Raw genomic sequence first — 18,786 nt, forward strand, 5'->3', positions numbered from 1 at the left:
TGATTATGTTGCTCAGCTATCTGCGCCTGGTGTTGTTTGCCATTGGCTTGTTGGTCGGGGTGCAAGTCCCGGGGTTTATCAACGACTACGCCAAGCGGGTCGAGGCCCATTTGATCGAGGCCCAGACCGGCCTGCGCGGTTTTGAAAGCACTGCGCAGCAGTTCTTCAAAGGCGATTTACAGGCCCTGGTCGCCCATTACCGCGCCAGCGATGACCCGGTATTCCGCAGCGATGCCAACAGCCTCGGCAGTTTGCTCGATCGCCAGGTGGCGTTGGACAAGCAGTTCCAGGCCATGCAGGGACCGTGGTACATCCGCGCCTTGCAGGTGGCGGTGGCCGCCGACCCGGATATTCGCCGGGAAACCTGGAATGGCTACAGCTACCAGATCCTCCTGACCCCCGAGGCCATGGGCTGGGGTTTGGGCGGGGCGATGCTGCTGTCGTTCGGCCTGGAGTGCCTGTTCCGTTTGATTGACTGGGTGGTGCTGGGCGGCAAGCGTCTGCGCCAGAGCCGGCCGATTGAAGAGCGGGACCTCAAAGGCCTCTGAATACGCCACAGATCTCAAGGTTGGAGCCAGCTCCCACCGTGAGGAATGCAGCTTCACGCTCTGGCTCTGCTTTTGATCCGGCTTTTGATCTGGCTTTTGATCTGGCTTTTGATCTTGATCTTAGGCGCCCCGTTAAACCACGATGGCCGCAGGCAGGTATTGCGCAGTGGGCACCCCCGGCATGGATGCCGGGGTAGCCGCGACACGGCCATGGATGGCCGATCGCGGCGGGCCCACGGAGCAATGCCTGACTGCGGGCATGCCGAGCCTAGGCGAGGCACCGAGTGGTGGGGCAAGAGCCCTTTTGGTTACTTTTGGGGCTCTTTTCCAAAAGTGACCCGCCGTAAGGGCGGAACCAATAGCCGCCGTTACCGCAGCAATGGATATGTACACATACCCAGAGGATAGCGGTGTAGATACCCATGCTGCGATAGCGTCACCGCGGTGCAACCGATGTACCGAGGTGCTTGCATCGCAGGCAAGCCAGCTCCCACACAAACCAGCTCCTACACAAGCCAGCTCCCAAACAAGCCCGCGCCTGCTAGGTTTAATCGGGTTTCTTCTGGTTGAGCACCATGCGCTCTTCACCCACTTCCTCGGCATACCGCGCCGCTACGCTTTGGCACAGCGCGACGATTTCCTCCACCAACTCCACCCCCACCCGCCACGACACCACCACCTGCAGGTTCGGCAAGCGCTGCGCCATGGGCAGCAATATCAACTCACCCCGCGCCAACTCTTCGCTGACCAGCACCGGCGGCAACGCGCCGATACCGAAGCCGTCGCGCAGCAAGCGGGTGATGGCCGACACCGAGTTCACGCAGTTCATGCGCGGCGCCGCGACGCCATGGGCTTGCATCAGGCTCAGCACATCCTGGTGCGGATGGGAGTTTTTCGAGTAGGTGATGATCCGTTCCTGGGCCAGTTCGGCCAGGGAGGTGTAATCACGGTTGTAGATCGAATGGCTGGCGACGATCCAGCCCATGGGGTGGCTGGCCAGCTCCAGGCTGCGCACCGATTCCTGGCGCAGCAGGTCGGTTTGCAGGATCAGGTCGAGAAAGCCTTTTTGCAGCTGATCGCAGAGGTTCAGCGCGGTATCGGCGACCAGCTCGATTTCCACCAGGGGGAAATGGTTCATCAACTCGGTCACCAAGGGGCTGAGCCAGGTATGAATCACCGTGTCCATCACGCCGATACGGATGCGTCCGACCTTGCTGCTGGTGGTTTCCAGCGACTGCTTGAGCCCCTGCATGGTGATCATCATCTGCTCGGCATACTCGAGCACCTTCACCCCATCCGGGGTCAGGCTCACGCCACGCGAGTCACGCAGGAACAGTTTCACCCCCAACTCGCTTTCCAGCACCGCAATGCGGCTGGAGATCGAGGCCTGGGTGGTGAACAGCTTCTCTGCCGTGAGCCGGAAGCTCTTGAGTCGGGCCACCCAGACGAAGGTTTCGAGGAACTTCAAATTCATGGGATCAACTTTTTCTTATGCATGGATCGGTTTTTATTAGTTGGACGCAACAGGGGCTGCGCGCCAAAAATCGGGCTGTCTCACGATAAGCGTCGTCGGGGCTCAGGACAACATCGTTGCGAGATCTTGGTAAAAGATCCCACACTACAAAAAAATAAAGCCTACAGGAGTCTTCACCGTGAGCCGCCTGCTATTGAACTGCGACATCGGCGAAAGTTTTGGCGCCTGGACCATGGGTCTGGATGCCGAGGTCATGCCATTCATTGATTGCGCCAATATCGCCTGCGGCTTCCACGCCGGCGACCCGAGCATCATGCGCAAGACCGTCGCCCTGGCGTTGCAGCATGGCGTGCAGATCGGTGCGCACCCGGCGTATCAGGACCTGGCAGGTTTTGGCCGGCGCTCCATGGCCTATGCACCTCAGGAAATCCAGGACCTGCTGCACTACCAGATCGGTGCCCTCGATGGTATTTGCCGGGCCCAGGGTGGCCGGGTCAGCTACGTCAAACCCCATGGTGCGATGTACAACGACATGATGGCCAAGCCTGCGCAACTGCGTGCAGTGATCCAGGCCGTGGCGGCGTATGACGCCAGCCTGCCCTTGATGCTGATGGCCACTCGTGACAACAGCGCCGCCCAGGCCTTGGGGGATGAGTACGGCGTGACCCTGTGGTTCGAAGCCTTCGCCGACCGCGCCTATGACAACGCCGGGCACCTGGTCTCGCGGCAGTTGCCGGGTGCTGTGCATCACGATGCGCAGGTCATTCTCGAGCAGGCCTTGACCATTGCCCGTGGCGAAACCCTGGTTGCCAGCGATGGCAGCCCCTTGCTGTTGCAGGCCAACACCCTCTGCGTGCATGGCGATAACGCCAGCTCGGTGGCGGCGGTGCAGCGTATTCGCCAGGCGTTGACGCCAGCATGAACCCACGGATTGAAGTGGTAGCCATCGACTGCCTGATGGTGCGCCTGTTTGACGTGATCGCCGAAGACAACATGCCCTGGATGCTCGCTGCCACGCGCCGCCTGCGCGAGGGGTTTGGCGCGGCGCTGGTGGACCTGGTGCCTTCCTACACGACCCTGATGGTGCATTACGACCTGCTGGCGCTGAGTCCGGCACAGGCGCGGGAACTGATCAATCAGGCCCTCACGGGCTTGCAGCCGCAGGCCCAGGGCAGCGGGCAGTGTCATGTCTTGCCGGTGTGGTACGACCTCAGCGTCGGCCCTGAGCTGACCTTGCTCGCCCAGCGCAGCGGGCTTGCGGTCAACGAGGTGATTCGCCGCCACAGCCAGCATCAATACCAGGTCTTCGCCCTTGGTTTTGCCCCCGGTTTTGCCTTTATGGGGCTGGTGGAAGAGCAACTCGCGGCGCCGCGTCTGGGTACCCCGCGTAAACGGGTGGCGGCGGGCAGCGTCGGCATTGCCGAGCGCCAGACCGCAGCCTATCCGGTGGAATCCCCGGGTGGCTGGAACCTGATCGGGCGCACCCCGGCCAAATTGTTCGACCGCGAGCGCGACGGCTACAGCCTGATGCAGCCGGGCGACAGTGTGCGTTTCGAAGCCATCGGGCGTGCTGAATTTATCAACCTGGGTGGCGATGACACGCCCTTGGAGGCCCAGGTATGAGCCGCTTGTTGATCGAGGCCAGCACCGCGCTGTGCTTGTTGCAGGATGCCGGGCGTTTTGGTGTGCGGCATCTGGGCGTGACCCAGGGCGGCGCGCTGGATTGGGTGTCGATGTCCTGGGCCAACTGGCTGCTGGGCAATTCGCTGGATGCGCCGGTGGTGGAAATCACCCTGGGCGGTTTTACCGTGCAGGCCGAGGAGCTTTGCGTGCTGGCCCTGGCCGGCGCGGACCTGGGCGCGTACATCGACGAGCGCGCCATCAGCCCAGGCCGCAGTTTCATTCTGCAAAAAGGCCAGCGCTTGCGCTTCACCCAACCCCACCGCGGTGCACGGGCTTACCTGGCGGCGCCAGGCGGGTTTGACGCGCCCAAGGTGCTGGGCAGTTGTGCCAGTGTCGGGCGCGAAGCCCTGGGCGGGCTGGACGGTTTTGGCCGGGCCCTGGCTGAAGGTGGGTCCCTGGTGTATTCCGGTACCGGCAGTGAGTTGCGTGAGTTGCCGGTTGAGCGGTTGCAATCTACCGCGCCCTTGGACGTGATCCTCGGCGCGCAGATCGGCCAGTTCAGTGGCCAGAGCCTGTTCGATGCCTTCAATACCGAATGGACCCTGGACAGCCGCGCCGACCGCATGGGCATGCGCCTGCTGGGCACGCCGTTGGCGTATCAGGGACCGTCGCTGATCTCCGAAGGCATCCCGTTGGGTGCGATCCAGGTCCCGCCGGATGGGCAGCCGATTGTATTGCTCAATGATCGCCAGACCATTGGCGGCTATCCGCGATTGGGCGCGTTGACGCCATTGGCGTTGGCGCGCCTGGCCCAGTGTCTGCCGGGGGAGAAGGTGAGGCTGGCGCCGGTGATGCAGGAGACGGCGCATCGCGAGCATCTGAGCTATTTGCAGCGATTTACGAATCGCTAAAGGCATCGCAGGCAAGCCAGCTCCCACATTTGGACTGCATTCACAAAGCAAAATATGTGAATGCATGCTGAATGTGGGAGCTGGCTTGCCTGCGATAGTGGCGGTGAATCCACCCCCTACTTGGAGAGAAACCGCATCCCCTCTTCAAGCCCGCGCAAGGTCAACGGATACATCTGGTCCTCAATCAAATCCCGCACGATATTGGTCGACGAGGTATAGCCCCAGGTGTCTTTCGGGTACGGATTAATCCAGATCAGCTTCTTGTACTTCTCCATGAACCGCTGCATCCACACATACCCCGGCTCTTCGTTCCAGTGCTCCACGCTGCCACCGGCCTGGGTGATTTCGTAGGGGGCCATGGCCGCGTCGCCGATAAAGATCACCTTATAGTCGGCGCCGTACTTGTGCAGCAGGTCCTGGGTCGAGGTGCGCTCGGAAGTGCGGCGCATGTTGTTCTTCCACACCGATTCATAAATGAAGTTGTGGAAGTAGAAGTACTCCAGGTGCTTGAACTCGGTCTTGCAGGCCGAGAACAGCTCTTCGCAAGTCTTGACGTGGGCATCCATCGAGCCGCCGATGTCGAACAGCAACAGCAGCTTGACCGTGTTGCGCCGTTCCGGGCGCATCTGGATATTCAGCAGGCCGGCGTCACGGGCGGTGTGGTCGATGGTGCCGTCGATATCCAGCTCTTCGGCTGCACCCTGGCGCGCAAACTTGCGCAGGCGGCGCAGGGCCACCTTGATATTGCGTGTGCCCAGTTCCACCGAGTCATCGAGGTTCTTGTACTCGCGCTGGTCCCAGACCTTGACCGCCTTGCCCTGGCGCTTGCCGGCATCGCCCACGCGAATGCCCTCGGGGTTGAAGCCGCCGGAACCGAACGGGCTGGTGCCGCCAGTACCGATCCACTTGTTGCCGCCGGCGTGGCGCTCCTTCTGTTCCTCCAGGCGTTTCTTGAACTCTTCGATCAGCTTGTCCAGGCCGCCCAGGGATTGAATCTGCGCGCGCTCTTCATCGCTCAGCGAACGCTCGAACTCCTTGCGCAACCAGTCTTCGGGAATCAATGCCTGCAAGTGGTCGTCGAGTTTCTCCAGGCCATTGAAGTAGGCGCCGAAAGCCCGATCGAACTTGTCGAAGTGGCGTTCGTCCTTCACCAGGATCGCCCGGGACAAGTAATAGAACTCGTCCATGTCAGCGAAGGTCACCCGTTGTTTCAGGGCGTTGATCAGGTCCAGCAGCTCACGTACCGAGACCGGCACCTTGGCTGCACGCATTTCATTGAACAGGTTGAGCAGCATGGCAAAAGCCCTTATCGAGTGCCGCGACGGCTCATGAACGCCAGGCGCTCAAGCAGTTGCACATCTTGCTCGTTTTTCACCAGGGCGCCGGCCAGGGGCGGGATGGCCTTGGTTGGATCACGCTCGCGCAGCACCGCCTCGCCGATGTTGTCGGCCATCAGCAGCTTGAGCCAGTCCACCAGCTCGGAGGTGGAGGGCTTTTTCTTCAGGCCGGGTACCTTGCGCACGTCGAAGAACACGTCCAGCGCTTCGCTGACCAGGTCTTTCTTGATGTCGGGGTAATGCACGTCGACGATTTTCTGCAGGGTGGTGCGGTCGGGGAAGGCGATGTAATGGAAGAAGCAGCGACGCAGGAACGCGTCCGGCAGCTCTTTCTCGTTGTTGGAGGTAATGATGATGATCGGGCGCTTCTTGGCCTTGATGGTCTCGTCGATTTCGTAGACGTAGAACTCCATCTTGTCGAGTTCTTGCAGCAGGTCGTTGGGGAACTCGATATCGGCCTTGTCGATCTCGTCGATCAGCAGGATCACCCGCTCCTCGGACTCGAAAGCCTCCCACAGCTTGCCTTTCTTCAGGTAGTTGCGCACGTCGTGGACCTTGTCCACGCCCAGCTGCGAGTCGCGCAGGCGGCTGACCGCATCGTATTCATACAGGCCCTGGTGCGCCTTGGTGGTGGACTTGATGTGCCAGGTGATCAACCGCGCGCCAAACGATTCGGCCAGTTGTTCGGCAAGCATGGTCTTGCCGGTGCCCGGCTCGCCCTTGACCAGCAGCGGACGCTCCAGCGTGATGGCAGCGTTGACAGCCAGTTTCAGGTCATCGGTGGCAACGTAGGCCTGGGTGCCTTCGAACTTCATTTCTCAATCCTCGAACATGACGCCGGTAGTCAGCATGCCTGCGACTATAGCGCGCAGCCCCGGTGACTGTGAACGCAGACGGGTTATTCAGTCTCTGAATGACCAGTCACGCCAGGGTCACTCCGCACTGGGTTTGGGTTGTTCGTAGCGGGCGTTGAACGCCTGGACGAAACCATTGCGCAAAATCTGCAAAAACGCCTGGAACGCGCTGATATCTTGCTGGTGAACGCTGCCGCTGAGTTCCACCCGGGTGGCGAACTGGTTTTTGCTCTGGTTCTTCAGCACGGTTTCGCTGGCACCGACCACGGCTTCCCAGATCGAGCGGAAAATCCCCTTGTCCTGGTTCTCCACGTCCTGTTGCCAGTCAAACACCTCCACATCCCGCAGCAGCGGTTTGATATAGCCGGTCAATTGGGCTTTTTCAGCCTGGGCTTCAATCACCACGTCGCCGGTGCCGGCATTGAAGTCGAACTTGCCGTAGGCCGAGGCGAAGTCGTTCATGCGCTTGAGCTGGATATCACGGGCGCGCAAGCGGAACTCGAAGTCTTCAAAATTGCTCAGCGGGTCGAAGGTCGCGCTGGCTTCCAGCGGCGCATGCCCCAGTAACAGGGCCTTGCCGTCAAAGCGCGCATCGCGCTTGCCTTCGACGTCCACCACGTTGGTCAGGTTGTAGAAGCTGGCATTGACCTGGGTGGCGCCCATATTGACCGGCGGCTTGGAGCTGAAATTGTGGAAGGCGATCTTGCCGTCGTCGATCCGCACTTCGTTGAGGGTAATGGGCAGCAGCTTGCCCAGTTGGGCGCGCCAATCGGTGCCGCGACCGGTCTGGGACGCCTGTTTGTTGGCGCCGCCGTCGACGAAGTTGAGTTCCGGCTTGACGAATTGCACTTCGGCCACCACCGCGTGGTTGTACCATAAGGAATGCCAACTGACCGACAGGTCGATCACTGGCGCCTTGACGAACGGCACGGGCACCTTGCCATCGACTTTGACGATCTGCAGGCCATTGATCCGGTACGCGCCGCGCCACAGGGCCAGGTCGACATCGGTCACCTGGCCACGGTAGTCGCCCATGTCGGCGAGTTTTTCATTGAGGTAGTTGCGCACCAGGTAGGGCAGGGCGATATCCAGTGCCACCAGCACGACCACCAGCCCGGCGACCGTCCATATCGGCCAACTGTAGCGACGCTTCATAGGTTGTTCCTCCCTGTGTATAGGCGATTGACTACACAGGCAGCGTCAACGTTCCTCGACTGGACGCCTTGGAGTACGAGGCATACCCTTGTTGCCTTCCTGAAAACCGCCTAAAGGACCCCGCCATGAGCCGCATTTTTGCAGACAACGCGCACTCCATCGGTAACACGCCCCTGGTTCAGATCAACCGTATCGCGCCCCGTGGCGTGACCATCCTGGCCAAGATCGAAGGGCGTAACCCTGGGTATTCGGTGAAGTGCCGGATCGGCGCGAACATGATCTGGGACGCGGAAAGCAGCGGCAAACTCAAGCCGGGCATGACCATCGTCGAGCCGACCTCAGGCAACACCGGGATTGGCCTGGCCTTTGTCGCCGCGGCCCGTGGCTACAAATTGTTGCTGACCATGCCCGCGTCCATGAGTATCGAGCGGCGCAAGGTGCTCAAGGCCCTGGGTGCCGAACTGGTGCTGACCGAGCCGGCCAAGGGCATGAAAGGCGCCATCGAGAAAGCCAGTGAAATCCTTGCCAGCGCCCCGGCGACCTATTTCATGCCGGCCCAGTTCGACAACCCGGCCAACCCGGCCATCCACGAAAAAACCACCGGCCCGGAAATCTGGAACGACACCGATGGCGCGGTGGATGTGCTGGTGGCAGGCGTTGGCACGGGCGGGACCCTCACGGGTGTATCGCGCTACATCAAGAACACTGCAGGCAAGCCGATCCTCTCGGTGGCGGTGGAGCCCATCAGCTCGCCGGTGATTACCCAGGCGCTGGCTGGCGAAGAGATCAAGCCCAGCCCCCACAAGATCCAGGGGATTGGCGCGGGTTTTGTGCCGAAGAACCTTGATCTGTCGATGGTGGACCGGGTGGAGCTGGTCAGTGACGACGAATCCAAGGCCATGGCCCTGCGGTTGATGCAGGAAGAAGGCATCCTGTGCGGGATTTCCTGTGGCGCGGCCATGGCGGTGGCGGTGCGTCTGGCCGAAAAACCGGAAATGCAGGGCAAGACCATCGTGGTGATCCTGCCGGACTCCGGTGAGCGCTACCTGTCGAGCATGCTGTTCAGCGATCTGTTCACCGATCAGGAAAACCAGGCCTGAGGTTGCGGGTGTCGGTGTACCGAAATCGGGTTGATCCATATCAGCCCGGTTTTATGCCTCATATGCATAATTGATTGCTCGCCGCGGGCCCCTTAAAACGGATTGTTGGATAACGCGGGTTTTTCCTCCGGCCCGGAGTGTTTATCATGGCCGGCTGCTATGTCTGGTTTCCCGCTGCCGGGAGGCTATTTCCAGGAGTTGCTGCATGACCTTTTCTTTGGCCGCCAAGCTGTCGGTGCTGTTGCTGTTTATCGGCAGTACGCTGTACGTGCATTTGCGCGGCAAGGCACGTTTGCCGGTGCTGCGCCAGTTCGTCAACCATTCGGCGTTGTTCGCCCCGTATAACGCCTTGATGTACATCTTCTCGGCGGTGCCGTCCAAGCCCTACCTGGACCGCAGCAAGTTCCCCGAGCTGGATGTGCTCAAGGACAACTGGGAAGTGATTCGCGACGAGGCCATGCACCTGTTCGACGAAGGCTATATCCGCGCCGCCGAGAAGAACAACGATGCCGGTTTTGGCTCGTTCTTCAAGAAAGGCTGGAAGCGCTTCTACCTCAAGTGGTACGACAAACCGCTGCCGTCGGCCGAGCTGCTGTGCCCGAAAACCGTGGCCCTGGTCAGCAGCATTCCCAACGTCAAGGGCGCCATGTTTGCGCTGTTGCCCGGTGGCAGCCACCTCAACCCCCATCGCGATCCGTTCGCCGGCTCCCTGCGCTATCACTTGGGGTTGTCGACACCCAATTCCGACGACTGCCGCATTTTCGTCGATGGCCAGATCTACGCCTGGCGTGATGGCGAAGACGTGATGTTCGACGAAACCTACGTGCACTGGGTAAAGAACGAAACCGAGAAGACCCGGGTGATTCTGTTCTGTGATATCGAGCGACCACTGAGCAACCGGCTGATGACCCGCATCAACCGTTGGGTCAGTGCCCAGCTAGGCCGTGCAACCGCGCCACAGAACCTGGATGACGAGCGTGTGGGCGGGATCAACCAGGCCTACGCCTGGAGCAAGAGCTTCAGCGATCGCTTCAGTGGGGTGGTCAAGCAGTGGAAGCGCAAGCATCCCAAAGCCTATCGCATCATGCGGCCGGTGTTGGCGGCGGTGGTGGTTGTGGCGTTGGTGTATTGGTTATTTGGCTGATGGGTTCAAAAAAACCGCTCGTATGAGCGGTTTTTTTATACGTTCTCCCATGCAGCCTCCACAATTGATCATTAATTGAACATGTTTTCGAAGCTATTTGTTCTCTACCGCTATCACAAGCCTGCCCCGTGAATCGAAGTCAAAGCCCAGGTTTTGATAGAGGGGAGATGCGTCGATGCAGTAGCAAGGCGTAAGGCTTTGGATCGGTAGAGCTGGTATCGCAAGGCGCCGCGTGTTTTTGGCATTGGCGGTCATGCGTCGAAAGTCTCCTTAAGTGGAGTGCGTTGGTTTTTCCCAAGGCTAGAGGTGGTTTCTCAACGTGTCCTTACTGGCCTTTTGGCAAAGCCATTGCAAAGCGTGTCGCCGGCTGGTTATAGTCGGCGCCAGGTGTTTCGCAGCACCTTTCATCCCTTCAAAAAAGATCAGCCCATGCCTGCATCCCCATGCATAGCGGTAGTCGATTCAGCGGTCAACGCTGCGGTCGTGCCGTGCGGGAATCAGCAGCCTGTGCAGATCAGTCATTACCCCCCACCTGTCAGTAGCACGCCGGTGTACGCAGTCGTATCACCGCCGGGCGTTGGCGTTTCGGGCTGATCAGCAGACCGCTGTTCCCCGTTGCCCGCCTGTACCGAACCTACTGAATTTCAGCCTTGGCTGAGTTGGCTTTTTGCCTGACTACAGGTGTTCTTATGTCTGTTATTTCGAAACAATCCGTGGCCGCGGCGGCCTCGACGAGCCTGTTTGTCCTGCTGTGGAGCAGCGGGGCGATTTTCTCCAAGTTGGGCCTGGCCCATGCGTCACCCTTTGCCTTCCTGTTGATCCGCTTTGCCATTGCCCTGGCGGGTCTGGTGCTGCTGGTGCCGATCCTCAAGCTGCAGTTGCCGCGCACGGGCAAACCGCTGTGGTATGCGGCGGCCACCGGGCTGGTGCTATTGGGGGCCTATCAGATTTTTTATCTGCTGGCCCTGGACCTGAAGGTCACCCCCGGCGTGATGGCGACCATCATGGGTGTGCAACCGATCCTCACCGTGGTGCTGATGGAGCGCCAGCGTTCATGGCGCCGGATGTTCGGCCTGGCGTTGGGGTTGGCGGGCCTGATCATGGTGGTGTACCAGGGCATCGGTCTGGCCGGCATGTCCCTGGCCGGCATGCTGTTTGGTTTGCTGGCGCTGGCGAGCATGACCCTGGGCTCGATCATGCAAAAGCGCATCACCGATAACCCATTGGGCACTTTGCCGGTGCAGTACCTGGCGGGCTTGTTGCTGTGCGCAGTGTTCGTGCCGTTCCAGCCCTTTGCTTTCGAGCACAACAGCGGCTTCTACCTGCCGGTGCTGTGGATGGGGCTGGTGGTGTCTGTGTTGGCGACGCTGCTGCTGTACCGCCTGATTGCACGGGGTAACCTGGTGAATGTCACCAGCCTGTTCTACCTGGTGCCGGCAGTCACTGCGGTGATGGACTACCTGATCTTCGGCAATCGGCTGGCAGTGCTGAGCGTGCTGGGGATGGGTTTGATCATCATTGGGTTGGTATTCGTCTTCCGTAAAGCGTGATAACCCTGTGTAGGAGCCGAAAGCCGGCTCCTACACAGCTTTGATCAATTTCCCCGGCCGCAGCACCAGCCACAATGCCCCCGCGATCAACATCCCGCCATACAGGTGCGCCATGGACAATGGCTCATCCAGCAGCAACGCCCCCCACAACACGCCGAATGGCGGAATCATGAAGGTGACCGTCATCGACTTCACTGGCCCGATGGAGGTCAGCAAACGGAAGTACAAGATGTAGGCGAACGCCGTACACAGCAGCCCCAGGCCCAGCAACGACAACCACACATTCCAGCCGCCCCAACTGGCCGGCGGATGGCTGATGGCGTTCCAGCCAAACCAGGGTAAGAGAAACAATGTGGCGCCGAGCATGCTGCCCAGTGCTGAAAGGCGGCTGTCCAGGCCACCCTGTTGATCCAGCCAGCGGCGCGCCAGGAAGCCGGCGAAGCCGTAGCAGGTGGTGGCCAGCAGGCAGGCGAGGGCGCCCATCAGCAGTTCCAGGTCAAATGCCACCGGCCCGGCCCGCGTCAGGATGCCTACGCCGAACAGCCCCAGGCACACCCCGGCGATCTTCGAGGGGGTCAGCCGTTCATGGAAAAACAGCCCGCCAATCAACACCCCCATCAACGGCGTCGTCGCATTGAAAATCGCCGAGTAACCCGCCGGCAAGACCTGGGCCGCCACCGAATACATGGTGGCGGGAATGCCCGAGTTGATCACCCCCAGCAACAGCACGGTCTTGAACTTGCCCTGGAAGTCCCAGCGCACCCGCAGTAGGGCCAGGATCACCAGCAGGCCGGCGGCGGCTATCGAAACGCGGAAAAACGCCGTGGGCAGCGTACCGATTTCCGGTGCGATGATTCGCATGAACAAAAAGCTCGCGCCCCAGATGGCGGCCAGTACCAGCAGGTACAGGGTGTCGACAGGTCTCACGGACAACTCCTTCTTAACCAGGGCGAGAGTGTTGCCCAGGGGACTGCCTGACACAATCTTTTACGTATCCACTGCACAATAAAGCGCGTCACCCTGCCACTGAGGTGCACGGCCCGGGTTTGAAGCCCCTCTATCCGGGACACAGCTCCCAGCAAAAATTGTACTTCTCCTGGCTGCGGACACTGGCTAATCTCAGGTCTTCCGAATGCCCGCAGAGGTCTCCGACATGCCGCAGCAAACGTCTGCCATCGACACCGCGCAGTCCATCGCCCAGATGATCCTCGATGGCTTCGACGATTACCGCGAACACTTTCGCCAGATCACCGACGGCGCCCGTGAGCGTTTTGAAAAGGCCCAGTGGCAAGAGGCGCAAACGGCCTCGGCGGCGCGGATCAACCTGTATGAAGAGAAGGTCGGCGAAGTCACCACGCGTTTGCGGGCTACCTTCGACGAGGGCGCGCTGCTGGATATCCAGTCCTGGCCCCTGGTCAAGAGTGCCTATATCAGCCTGATCGACCTGCGGTTTGACGATGAGCTGTCCGAGACCTGGTACAACTCGATCTTTTGCGGGCTGTTCAGCCACGACCTGATCAGCGACGGCTGCATGTTCATCCATACCACCCGCCCGAGCCTGCGCCGCGCCCGTGCTGCGCAAACCCGTACCTACAAGCCCCAGGGCCAACTGGCGGGCATGCTCGAGCAGATCTTCAGCGACTACCGCTTCAGCGAGCCCTACGCCGACCTGCCCGCCGACCTGCAGCGCCTGGAAGCACAACTGCGCGAGAACCTGCCGGACTGGGTGTGCAAGGATCCGGACCTCAACGTCGAGCTGTTTTCCTCGGTGCTCTATCGCAACAAGGGCGCGTACCTGGTGGGCCGCCTCTACACCCGCGATGAACAGTGGCCGCTGGTAATTCCGCTGCTGCACCGCGAAGGGCAGGGTATCCGCATCGACGCGCTGATCACCGATGAAGCCGATGTGTCGATCATCTTCTCGTTCACCCGCTCCTATTTCATGGTGGATGTGCCGGTGCCGGCGGAATTCATCGGCTTTCTCAAACGCATCCTGCCGGGCAAGCACATCGCCGAGCTGTACACCTCCATCGGCTTCTACAAACACGGCAAGTCGGAGTTCTACCGGGCGCTGATCAACCACCTGGCCAGCACCGATGACCAGTTCATCATGGCCCCGGGCGTGCGCGGGATGGTCATGAGCGTGTTCACCCTGCCGGGTTTCAACACGGTGTTCAAAATCATCAAGGACCGTTTCTCACCATCGAAAAACGTCAACCGCGCCACGGTGATCGAGAAGTACCGCCTGGTGAAAAGTGTCGACCGGGTCGGGCGCATGGCCGACACCCAGGAGTTTGCCGACTTCCGTTTCCCCTTGAGCAAATTCGAGCCTGAATGCCTGGCCGAATTGCTGGAAGTGGCTGCCGGCACAGTCGAGGTGGAAGGCGATACGGTACTGATTCGTCACTGCTGGACCGAGCGGCGCATGACCCCGCTCAACCTCTACCTGGAGAACGCCAACGAGGCCCAGGTGCGCGAAGCCCTCGAAGACTACGGCCTGGCCATCAAGCAACTGGCGGCGGCGAATATCTTTCCCGGCGACATGCTGCTGAAAAACTTTGGCGTCACCCGTCATGGTCGCGTGGTGTTCTACGACTACGACGAGATCTGCTTCCTCACCGAAGCCAACTTCCGCCATATCCCGGCACCGCGTACCCCGGAAGATGAAATGGCCTCCGAGCCCTGGTACTCAATCGGCCCGCTGGACGTGTTCCCCGAGGAGTTCCCGCCATTTCTGTTTGCCGATGCCGGGCAACGGCGTTTGTTCGATGAGCTGCACGGCGAGTTGTACAACGCCGACTACTGGAAAGGCCTGCAGGAGGCGATTCGGGCGGGGAAGGTGATTGATGTGTTCCCGTATCGGCGCAAGGGCCTGGATAACGAATAGGCGCTAAACCCTGTGGGAGCTGTCGAGCCCCGGCGAGGCTGCGATAGCGCTGGGCCTGGCAGCATTGATGTTGGCCGTGCCGCCGTCATCGCAGCCTCGCCGGGGCTCGACAGCTCCCACGCGTGATTTACGCGGCCTTTAACGTTGTGTGCGCTTTTCTGCCACAATTGCCGGCCGTGCATAAATAGACGACCTTCAAAGTACCTGATGACTGACCAAGCGCCCGCTATCGACCAACTCCTGAAAAACCTCGATCACGCCATGCTCGCCGACCGCCACCGCTTGCGTCGGCAGTTGCTTGAGCTGCGCAAGAAGCCCGATGAGGAGAAGCTGGCGCAGTGGGTGGCGCGCATGCAGGCGTCCTGTGCCCAGGTCACGGCGCGCGCGGCCAGCGTGCCGCAGGTCCGCTATGACGACAGCCTGCCCATCGCCGCCAAGCGCGACGAGATCAAGGCGGCGTTGCTCAAGCATCAGGTGCTGATCATCGCGGGCGAAACCGGCTCGGGTAAAACCACGCAGTTGCCGAAGATCTGCCTGGAAATCGGTCGCGGCCAGTACGGCTTGATCGGCCATACCCAGCCCCGGCGGATCGCCGCGCGCAGTGTGGCGAGCCGGGTCGCGGAAGAGTTGGCCACCCCGCTGGGGGCGCTGGTGGGCTATCAGGTGCGGTTCGAGGACCAGAGCGACGCCAACACCCTGATCAAGCTGATGACCGACGGCATCCTGCTGGCCGAAACCCAGAACGACCGATACCTCGAGCGCTACGACACAATCATCGTCGACGAAGCCCACGAGCGCAGCCTGAACATCGACTTCCTGCTTGGTTACCTGAAGACCCTGCTGCCACGCCGCCCGGACCTGAAAGTCATCATCACCTCGGCGACCATCGACCTGGAGCGTTTTTCCAAGCACTTCGACGATGCGCCGATTGTCGAGGTCTCCGGGCGCACGTTCCCGGTGGAAACCTGGTATCGCCCGCTGACCCTGGAGCAGGACGAGGAAGGCAACCGCGTCGAAGACGACTTGACCGTGGACCAGGCGATCCTTGCCACCCTCGATGAAATCGCCGCCTTTGAACGCAGCGAGCGCAAGAGCCCAGGCGATGTGCTGGTGTTCCTGCCCGGTGAGCGCGAGATCCGCGATGCCGCCGATATGCTGCGCAAGGCCCAGCTCAAGCACACGGAAATCCTGCCGTTGTACGCGCGCCTGTCGCCGGCCGAGCAGCAGCGTATTTTCCAGTCCCATCCGGGGCGGCGCGTGGTGCTGGCAACCAACGTCGCGGAAACCTCGCTGACCGTGCCGGGCATCCGCTATGTGATCGACAGCGGCACCGCACGCATCAGCCGCTACAGCTACCGGGCCAAGGTCCAGCGCCTGCCGATCGAGGCGATTTCCCAGGCCAGCGCCAACCAGCGCAAGGGCCGCTGCGGTCGGGTCGAGCCGGGCATTTGCGTGCGCCTGTTCAGCGAAGAAGATTTTATCGGGCGCCCGGAATTTACCGACCCGGAGATCCTGCGCACTAACCTGGCGGCGGTGATCCTGCAGATGCTGCACCTGCGCCTGGGTGAAATCACCGACTTCCCGTTTATCGAGCCGCCGGATGGCAAGGCCATCAGCGATGGCTTCAACCTGCTGCAGGAACTCTCGGCGGTGGACCGTAACAGCCAGCTGACACCCCTGGGCCGGCAACTGGCGCGCCTGCCGGTGGACCCGCGCATGGGCCGCATGCTGTTGGAAGCGGCCAAGCTCGGCAGTTTGCAGGAAGTGCTGATCGTCGCCAGTGCCATGTCGATCCAGGACCCGCGCGAGCGCCCGCCGGAGCGCCAGCAAGCGGCCGACCAGGCCCACGCGCAATGGAAGGATCCCGATTCGGACTTCGCCGGGCTGGTCAATCTGTGGCGCGGCTTTGAAGAGCAGCGCCAGGAACTGACCGCCAGCCCGCTGCGCAACTGGTGCCGCAAGAACTTCCTCAATTACCTGCGCCTGCGTGAGTGGCGTGACTCCCATCGCCAGTTGAGCCTGATCTGCCGTGATATGCAGCTGACGGTCAACAAGGAACCGGCGGACTTCGCGAAACTGCACAAGGCGGTGCTGTCCGGCCTGTTGAGCCAGATCGGCCAGAAAACCGAAGACGGCGACTACCTCGGCGCCCGCCAGCGGCGTTTCTGGATTCATCCGTCATCGGGCATCGGCAAGAAGCGCCCGCAATGGTTGATGACCGCCGAACTGGTGGAAACCACAAAGCTGTATGCGCGCATGGTGGCCAAGATTGATGCCGACTGGATCGAGCCATTGGCCGGGCACCTGATCAAGAAAAACCACTTCGAACCCCACTGGGAGAAGAAGCGCGGCCAGGTCGTGGCCTTTGAACAGATCACCCTGTTCGGCCTGATAGTGGTGGGGCGCCGGCCCGTGCATTACGGGCCGGTGGACCCCGTGGTGTCCCGCGAGCTGTTTATCCGCGAAGGCCTGGTGCGTGGCGAGATCCAGTCCCGGGCCAAGTGCCTGACTGCCAATCAACAGCTGCTGGAGCAATTGGACGAACTGGAAGCCAAGGCCCGGCGCCGCGATATCCTGGCTGACGAAGAAACCCTGTACGCCTTCTACGACGCGCGCCTGCCGGCAGAGATCCACCAGACGGCGACCTTCGACAGTTGGTACAAGATCACCAGCCAGAAAGACCCGCAACTGCTGATCATGCGCGAAGAAGACGTGCTGGCCCGCGAAGCCAGTGAAGTCACCGCCGCCCATTACCCCGACACCTTGCACCTGGGCGACCTGGCCCTGGCCTTGAGTTATCACTTTGAACCCAACCACCCGCGCGACGGTGTGACCTTGCGCGTGCCCGCACCGCTGTTGCCGGCCTTGCCCGCCGAGCGTCTGGAGTGGCTGGTGCCCGGGCTGATCGAAGCCAAGTGCATTGCCCTGGTGCGCAACCTGCCCAAGGCCCTGCGCAAGAACTTCGTGCCGGTGCCGGACTTCGTCAAGGCCGCGCTGCAACGGATCGAATTTGCCCAGGGCTCGCTGCCCCAGGCGCTGGGGCGTGAGCTGTTGCGCATGACCGGCGCGCGGGTCAGCGACGAAGCCTGGAGCGAAGCCGCGCAGCAGGTGGAAAACCACCTGAAGATGAACCTGGAAGTGGTCGATGCTCAGGGCAAGTTCCTCGGTGAGGGCCGCGACCTGGCAGCGCTGACTGCGCGGTTTGTCGAAGCCAGCCAGGCCGCCCTGGCAGTGCCGCAAACTGCCAAAAGCCAGCAGCCGGTGGAGGCCAAGGTCTTCGCGGCGGTTGCCGAAACTACCCAGCAGAAGATTGCGGGCCTGTCGATGACGGTGTATCCGGCGCTGGTAGAAGAAAACGGCACGGTCAAGGAAGGACGTTTCTCCACGGCCGCCGAAGCCGAGTTCCAGCATCGCCGCGCCTTGCAGCGCTTGTTGATGCAGCAATTGGCCGAGCCGGCAAAATTCCTGCGCGGCAAGCTGCCGGGCCTTACCGAGCTGGGGCTGATGTACCGCGAGCTGGGACGTATCGACGCCCTGGTGGAAGACATTTTGCTGGCCAGCCTCGACACCTGCGTGCTGGAAGGCGAGGCCAGCCTGCCCCGGGATGGCGCGGGCCTGGCAGCCCTGGCCGAGCGCAAGCGTGGTAGCTGGACCGAGCACGCTGAACGCCTGGCGCGCCTGACCCTGGAAGTATTGAAGCTGTGGCATGGCCTGCAAAAACGTTTCAAGGGCAAGATCGACCTGGCCCAGGCCGTGGCACTCAACGATATCAAGCAGCAACTAAGCAATCTGGTGTACCCGGGCTTTGTGCGCGAAACCCCGGCGCAGTGGTTCAAGGAACTGCCGCGCTATCTCAAGGCCATCGAGCTACGCCTGGAAAAACTGCCCAGCCAAGTGCAGAAGGACCGGGTCTGGAGCAGCGAGTTGAGTGGTCTGTGGAGCCAGTACCAGACGCGCCTGAACAAGCACACCCAGGAAGGCAAGCGCGATCCGCAGCTGGCGCTTTACCGCTGGTGGCTGGAGGAATACCGGGTGTCGTTGTTTGCCCAGCAGTTGGGCACCAAGGCACCGATTTCCGATAAGCGCTTGAGCAAACAGTGGAGCCAGGTCGAACCTTGACCTGTAGTGCCGGGGGCGGGTGTGCGCGTGACAGGCGCCAAACCCCCCCGGTTTATGGCAAACTTCGCCGCTATAAATGCCGGG

The 18,786-nt window shown here is 61.2% G+C and carries 14 protein-coding genes; 9 read left to right on the plus strand and 5 right to left on the minus strand.

Annotated features, from left to right (window positions below):
- Nucleotides 1-5 precede the first annotated feature (5 nt).
- Nucleotides 6-548, plus strand: coding sequence for a DUF2937 family protein (locus PSFL_RS24955; protein ID WP_057958812.1), 543 nt, complete (start codon nucleotides 6-8; stop codon nucleotides 546-548).
- Between the two features lie 547 nt (nucleotides 549-1,095).
- Here PSFL_RS24955 and PSFL_RS24960 read toward each other — a convergent pair.
- Entirely contained in the window at nucleotides 1,096-2,022 is a 927-nt protein-coding gene (locus tag PSFL_RS24960; protein ID WP_169960399.1) for a LysR family transcriptional regulator, read from the minus strand.
- 178 nt (nucleotides 2,023-2,200) lie between these two features.
- Here PSFL_RS24960 and PSFL_RS24965 point away from each other — a divergent pair, with 178 nt between their 5' ends.
- From PSFL_RS24965 to PSFL_RS24975, 3 genes are read left to right on the plus strand one after another with little or no spacing between them, the layout of a single operon-like run.
- Nucleotides 2,201-2,944 (plus strand): 5-oxoprolinase subunit PxpA, encoded by a 744-nt coding sequence (locus PSFL_RS24965; protein ID WP_169989930.1) that lies wholly within the window; start codon nucleotides 2,201-2,203, stop codon nucleotides 2,942-2,944.
- Entirely contained in the window at nucleotides 2,941-3,645 is a 705-nt protein-coding gene (gene pxpB / locus PSFL_RS24970; RefSeq protein WP_170045512.1) for a 5-oxoprolinase subunit PxpB, read from the plus strand. Before PSFL_RS24965 ends, pxpB begins: the two co-directional genes overlap by 4 nt.
- Entirely contained in the window at nucleotides 3,642-4,556 is a 915-nt protein-coding gene (locus tag PSFL_RS24975; protein ID WP_057958817.1) for a biotin-dependent carboxyltransferase family protein, read from the plus strand. The genes pxpB and PSFL_RS24975 overlap by 4 nt, the downstream gene beginning before the upstream one ends.
- 116 nt (nucleotides 4,557-4,672) lie before the next feature.
- Here PSFL_RS24975 and PSFL_RS24980 read toward each other — a convergent pair whose 3' ends face one another.
- The 3 genes from PSFL_RS24980 to PSFL_RS24990 form a co-directional block, all read right to left on the minus strand.
- Nucleotides 4,673-5,851 (minus strand): VWA domain-containing protein, encoded by a 1,179-nt coding sequence (locus tag PSFL_RS24980; RefSeq protein WP_057441266.1) that lies wholly within the window; start codon nucleotides 5,849-5,851, stop codon nucleotides 4,673-4,675.
- Between the two features lie 11 nt (nucleotides 5,852-5,862).
- Nucleotides 5,863-6,708: a MoxR family ATPase gene (locus PSFL_RS24985; protein WP_029292347.1), complete on the minus strand. Its 846-nt coding sequence runs from the start codon at nucleotides 6,706-6,708 to the stop codon at nucleotides 5,863-5,865.
- Between the two features lie 117 nt (nucleotides 6,709-6,825).
- Complete coding sequence (locus tag PSFL_RS24990) at nucleotides 6,826-7,902, minus strand: DUF748 domain-containing protein (protein WP_397470608.1); 1,077 nt, start codon at nucleotides 7,900-7,902, stop codon at nucleotides 6,826-6,828.
- Between the two features lie 125 nt (nucleotides 7,903-8,027).
- Here PSFL_RS24990 and cysK point away from each other — a divergent pair, with 125 nt between their 5' ends.
- The 3 genes from cysK (at nucleotide 8,028) to PSFL_RS25005 (ending at nucleotide 11,696) form a co-directional block, all read left to right on the plus strand.
- Nucleotides 8,028-9,002: a cysteine synthase A gene (gene cysK, locus PSFL_RS24995; protein ID WP_397470609.1), complete on the plus strand. Its 975-nt coding sequence runs from the start codon at nucleotides 8,028-8,030 to the stop codon at nucleotides 9,000-9,002.
- A 205-nt stretch (nucleotides 9,003-9,207) separates the two neighbouring features.
- Nucleotides 9,208-10,146: an aspartyl/asparaginyl beta-hydroxylase domain-containing protein gene (locus PSFL_RS25000; RefSeq protein ID WP_057441260.1), complete on the plus strand. Its 939-nt coding sequence runs from the start codon at nucleotides 9,208-9,210 to the stop codon at nucleotides 10,144-10,146.
- 689 nt (nucleotides 10,147-10,835) lie between these two features.
- Entirely contained in the window at nucleotides 10,836-11,696 is an 861-nt protein-coding gene (locus PSFL_RS25005) for a DMT family transporter (protein ID WP_198830781.1), read from the plus strand.
- Nucleotides 11,697-11,726: 30 nt separating this feature from the next.
- Here PSFL_RS25005 and PSFL_RS25010 read toward each other — a convergent pair whose 3' ends face one another.
- Entirely contained in the window at nucleotides 11,727-12,623 is an 897-nt protein-coding gene (locus tag PSFL_RS25010; RefSeq protein WP_120732165.1) for a DMT family transporter, read from the minus strand.
- A gap of 226 nt (nucleotides 12,624-12,849) precedes the next feature.
- Here PSFL_RS25010 and aceK point away from each other — a divergent pair, with 226 nt between their 5' ends.
- Together aceK and hrpA are read left to right on the plus strand one after the other, a co-directional pair.
- Entirely contained in the window at nucleotides 12,850-14,583 is a 1,734-nt protein-coding gene (gene aceK / locus PSFL_RS25015) for a bifunctional isocitrate dehydrogenase kinase/phosphatase (RefSeq protein WP_057441325.1), read from the plus strand.
- Nucleotides 14,584-14,790: 207 nt separating this feature from the next.
- Nucleotides 14,791-18,702, plus strand: a complete 3,912-nt coding sequence (gene hrpA, locus PSFL_RS25020; RefSeq protein WP_057958822.1) for an ATP-dependent RNA helicase HrpA — start codon at nucleotides 14,791-14,793, stop codon at nucleotides 18,700-18,702.
- Nucleotides 18,703-18,786: the final 84 nt, after the last annotated feature.

This window comes from Pseudomonas sp. DD1 (assembly GCF_044510355.1).
GTDB lineage: Bacteria > Pseudomonadota > Gammaproteobacteria > Pseudomonadales > Pseudomonadaceae > Aquipseudomonas > Aquipseudomonas shahriarae.

Excerpts from the sequence above, each read along its gene's own strand:
- PSFL_RS24955 (WP_057958812.1), top strand. The coding sequence starts at position 6 with ATGTTGCTCAGCTATCTGCGCCTGGTGTTGTTTGCCATTGGCTTGTTG.
- PSFL_RS24960 (WP_169960399.1), bottom strand. The coding sequence starts at position 2,022 with ATGAATTTGAAGTTCCTCGAAACCTTCGTCTGGGTGGCCCGACTCAAG.
- pxpB (WP_170045512.1), top strand. The coding sequence starts at position 2,941 with ATGAACCCACGGATTGAAGTGGTAGCCATCGACTGCCTGATGGTGCGC.
- PSFL_RS24975 (WP_057958817.1), top strand. The coding sequence starts at position 3,642 with ATGAGCCGCTTGTTGATCGAGGCCAGCACCGCGCTGTGCTTGTTGCAG.
- PSFL_RS24980 (WP_057441266.1), bottom strand. The coding sequence starts at position 5,851 with ATGCTGCTCAACCTGTTCAATGAAATGCGTGCAGCCAAGGTGCCGGTC.
- PSFL_RS24985 (WP_029292347.1), bottom strand. The coding sequence starts at position 6,708 with ATGAAGTTCGAAGGCACCCAGGCCTACGTTGCCACCGATGACCTGAAA.
- PSFL_RS24990 (WP_397470608.1), bottom strand. The coding sequence starts at position 7,902 with ATGAAGCGTCGCTACAGTTGGCCGATATGGACGGTCGCCGGGCTGGTG.
- cysK (WP_397470609.1), top strand. The coding sequence starts at position 8,028 with ATGAGCCGCATTTTTGCAGACAACGCGCACTCCATCGGTAACACGCCC.
- PSFL_RS25000 (WP_057441260.1), top strand. The coding sequence starts at position 9,208 with ATGACCTTTTCTTTGGCCGCCAAGCTGTCGGTGCTGTTGCTGTTTATC.
- PSFL_RS25005 (WP_198830781.1), top strand. The coding sequence starts at position 10,836 with ATGTCTGTTATTTCGAAACAATCCGTGGCCGCGGCGGCCTCGACGAGC.
- aceK (WP_057441325.1), top strand. The coding sequence starts at position 12,850 with ATGCCGCAGCAAACGTCTGCCATCGACACCGCGCAGTCCATCGCCCAG.
- hrpA (WP_057958822.1), top strand. The coding sequence starts at position 14,791 with ATGACTGACCAAGCGCCCGCTATCGACCAACTCCTGAAAAACCTCGAT.